General features: G+C 65.1%; 4 protein-coding genes and 1 pseudogene. All 5 read left to right on the forward strand.

The genetic code is table 11. The annotated features are described in order from the left end of the window. Positions 1 to 364: ABC transporter permease (locus tag VGC18_RS14330; protein WP_414672897.1), on the forward strand; the 364-nt coding region annotated here is incomplete at its 5' end. Further along, a complete protein-coding gene (locus VGC18_RS14335) occupies positions 357 to 1,418 on the forward strand; it encodes an ABC transporter permease (protein ID WP_331098575.1) in 1,062 nt (353 codons plus the stop codon). The genes VGC18_RS14330 and VGC18_RS14335, both read left to right, overlap by 8 nt. Before the next feature lie 86 nt (positions 1,419 to 1,504). Next, complete coding sequence (gene rhaS / locus VGC18_RS14340; RefSeq protein WP_331098577.1) at positions 1,505 to 2,554, forward strand: rhamnose ABC transporter substrate-binding protein; 1,050 nt, start codon at positions 1,505 to 1,507, stop codon at positions 2,552 to 2,554. Positions 2,555 to 2,619: 65 nt separating this feature from the next. Next, complete coding sequence (locus VGC18_RS14345; protein WP_331098579.1) at positions 2,620 to 2,976, forward strand: L-rhamnose mutarotase; 357 nt, start codon at positions 2,620 to 2,622, stop codon at positions 2,974 to 2,976. Beyond that, positions 2,973 to 3,273 (forward strand): annotated as a pseudogene (locus VGC18_RS14350) (rhamnose isomerase); the annotation flags it as partial. The gene VGC18_RS14345 and the pseudogene VGC18_RS14350, both read left to right, overlap by 4 nt.

The raw sequence follows: 3,273 nt of genomic DNA on the forward strand, positions 1-3,273 counted from the left end.
GCGGCGCGTGCTCGTCGCCTTCGTCCTGTGCGGCGCTCTGGCCGGTCTCGCCGGCGTGCTGTTCGCCGCCAGATACGGGACGACGAACTCGCAGACCGGCACCGGGCTCGAGTTGCAGGCCGTGGGTGCGGTGGTCATCGGTGGAATCGCCATCAACGGCGGCAGCGGAAGCGTCTACGGCGCGGCGATAGGCGCCATCCTGCTGCTCACCATCAACCGGGCCCTGCCGATCCTGGGAATCCAGGATTTCTGGCAGCAGGCCGTCGTCGGCGCCCTCATCATCGGGGCGATCGTCCTCGACCGTGTGCTCGCCCTCCGGCTTTCGACGCGACTGGCGAAGGAACGAGAGGCTTCCCATGACTGACACACTCACCGGAGAAGAGACGAAGACGACCATGAGCGCCACGAATCGGCAGGCCCTGCCCTATTACGGCCGTCCCCTCTGGCGGAGATGGCTGATGACCCGGGAGATGGCCGTGATCGCCGCGGTGATCGTCGTCTCGGTCATCGCCGTCGCGGTGGTCCCCTACTTCGGATCGCCGACGACGCTGTACTTCCTCCTGCTCGACATCGCGCCCATCCTCATGATCGCCCTGCCGATGACGCTGGTGATCGTGACGGGAGAGATCGACCTTTCCGTCGCCAGCACCCTGGGGCTCAGCAGCGTCCTGCTGGGCGTCCTGACCAAGGGAGGGATGCCCATCGGACTCGCCATGGTCATCTGTCTGCTCGCGGGGCTCGCCGCCGGTGCCGTCAACGGGTTCCTCGTGACGGTCGTCGGCCTCCCCTCCCTGGCCGTGACCATCGGCACCCTGGCGCTGTTCCGCGGGATCGCCGTCGGCCTGCTCGGGACGACCGCCATCACCACCTTCCCCGCCTTCTGGACGAGTCTCGCCCAGGCCAGGATCGGCGGGTCCGGGGTACCGGCCGTGATGGTCCTGGTCGCGGTGCTCATCGTCGTCTTCGCGATCGTCCTCCACTTCACCGCCTTCGGCCGCGGGCTTTTCGCCCTCGGACTGAGCAGCGACACCGCGACCTTCTCCGGCGTGAACGTCAACCGGGCGAAATTCATCTCCTTCCTGCTCACGGGGCTGCTCGCATCCCTGGCAGGAATCTTCTGGACGCTGCGGTATGGCAGCGCGCGCGGCGACAACGCCCTGGGTCTCGAACTGTCCGTGATCGCCGCGGTGCTTCTCGGCGGAGTGTCGATCTTCGGCGGCAAGGGCGCGCTCCACGGCGTCGTCGCCGGCGTCGTTCTCATCGGGGTGCTGCAGAGCGCACTCCGGCTGGCCAGCGTCAGCTCCGACGCCATCAACATCATCACGGGAGTGCTGCTGATCTTCTCGGTGCTCTCCCCCCGCTTTCTCGACTGGTATCACAGCGCTCGTGCCTCGTGGTCCCGATCGAGGGAGAGATAAAGCCGTTCTCTCACCAGGGACGGCACCTGCACCACAGCGTCGGTTTTCCTCTCTCCGACGTCCATCAATCGAAAGGAAGAACAAAGATGTTGCTCCACTCATCGACGGGTCGCAGAGGGTTGGCGCGAGCCGCTGGTTTCGCGGCCTCAGCCCTGGTCATCGCACTGGTCGCCACGGGATGTTCCGGCGGCTCCACGTCTCCGGGTGCGGATGGTGGCTCCAAGAACTACAAGATCACCTTCCTGCCCAAGAGCCTCGGCAACGCCTATTTCGACACCTCGGACAAGGGAGGCGCCACGGCGGTCAAGGAGTTCAAGGGAACCTATAAGGAGGTCGGCCCGGCGACCGCGTCGGCCGATGCTCAGGTCAGCTACATCAACACCCTGACCCAGCAGCAGGTGGGAGCGATCGTGCTCTCCGCCGACGACCCGACCGCGGTCGGCAGCGCACTCACCCAGGCCAAGGCGGCCGGGGTGAAGATCGTCACCTTCGACTCCGACACCGACGCGAAATACCGTGACGTGTTCATCAACCAGGCCAGCGCCGAGGGAATCGCGAAGGTGCAGGTGGATCTCATCACCAAGCAGATCGGCGACTCCGGCGAAATCGCCATCCTCTCCGCCTCGGCCAACGCGACGAACCAGAACGCCTGGATCGAGCTCATGAAGAAGGACCTCACCGCGGACCACCCGAACGTCAAGCTCGACGACGTCGTCTACGGCAACGACGACGACCAGACCTCCTTCGACAAGACGTCCGCGCTGCTGCAGAAGTACCCGAACCTGAAGGGGATCGTGTCTCCGACCACGGTCGGCATCGCCGCGGCGGCACGCTATCTCTCCACGTCGCAGTACAAGGGCAAGGTCATGCTGACCGGCCTCGGCACACCGAACCAGATGCGCGACTACGTCAACGACGGAACCGTCACCGCATTCGCCCTCTGGAACCCGGCCGACCTCGGCTATCTCGCCTCCTATGCGGCGAAGGCCCTGATCGACGGGACCATTACCGGCAAGGAAGGCGACTCCTTCAAGGCGGGAAAGCTCGGGACCTTCAAGGTCGGCGCCGACCAGACCGTTCTCCTCGGCGACCCGTTCACCTTCGACAAGTCCAACATCGCGAAGTTCAACTTCTAGGAACCATCGGACTCCCGGGTCGGCGGCCTCCCTCGCCGGCCCGGGCCCGGAGAAACAGGATGATCATGCAACGAGTGTGTTTTCAGCTCCAGGTGAAGCCGGAGCGCATCGACGAGTATCGAGCCCGCCACGCGGCGGTCTGGCCAGACATGCTCGAGGCGCTCGAGGCCACCGGCTGGAACAACTACTCGATCTTTCTCCGGGCGGACGGCCTGCTCATCGGCTACTTCGAGACCCCGTCGCTCGCGGCCGCCCAGGCGGGAATGGCCGCGACGGACGTGAACGGCCGTTGGCAGGCCGAGATGGCCGAGTTCTTCGCGGATCTCGGCGACACCGCACCAGACACCGGCTTTCTGCAACTCGAGGAGATCTTCCACCTCGAGGACCAGCTCGCCACGACACGAACAGGACACAGCTCATGACCACCTCCTTCGCCACGATCGCCCCTCTGTTGGGGGAGCAGGTTATTGAGTTGCCGTCGTGGGCGTTCGGGAACTCGGGAACCCGGTTCAAGGTCTTCACGACCCCGGGAACCCCCCGCACCGTGCAGGAAAAAATCGCCGACGCCGCCCAAGTCAACAAATACACCGGCATCGCCCCCACCGTCGCCCTCCACATCCCCTGGGACAAAGTCGACGACTACACCGCCCTGGCCGCGTTCGCCGAAGACCACGGCATGAAACTCGGCACCATCAACAGCAACACCTTCCAAGACAACG

The organism is Lacisediminihabitans sp. (assembly GCF_036404185.1).
In the GTDB taxonomy this organism is placed as follows: domain Bacteria; phylum Actinomycetota; class Actinomycetes; order Actinomycetales; family Microbacteriaceae; genus Lacisediminihabitans.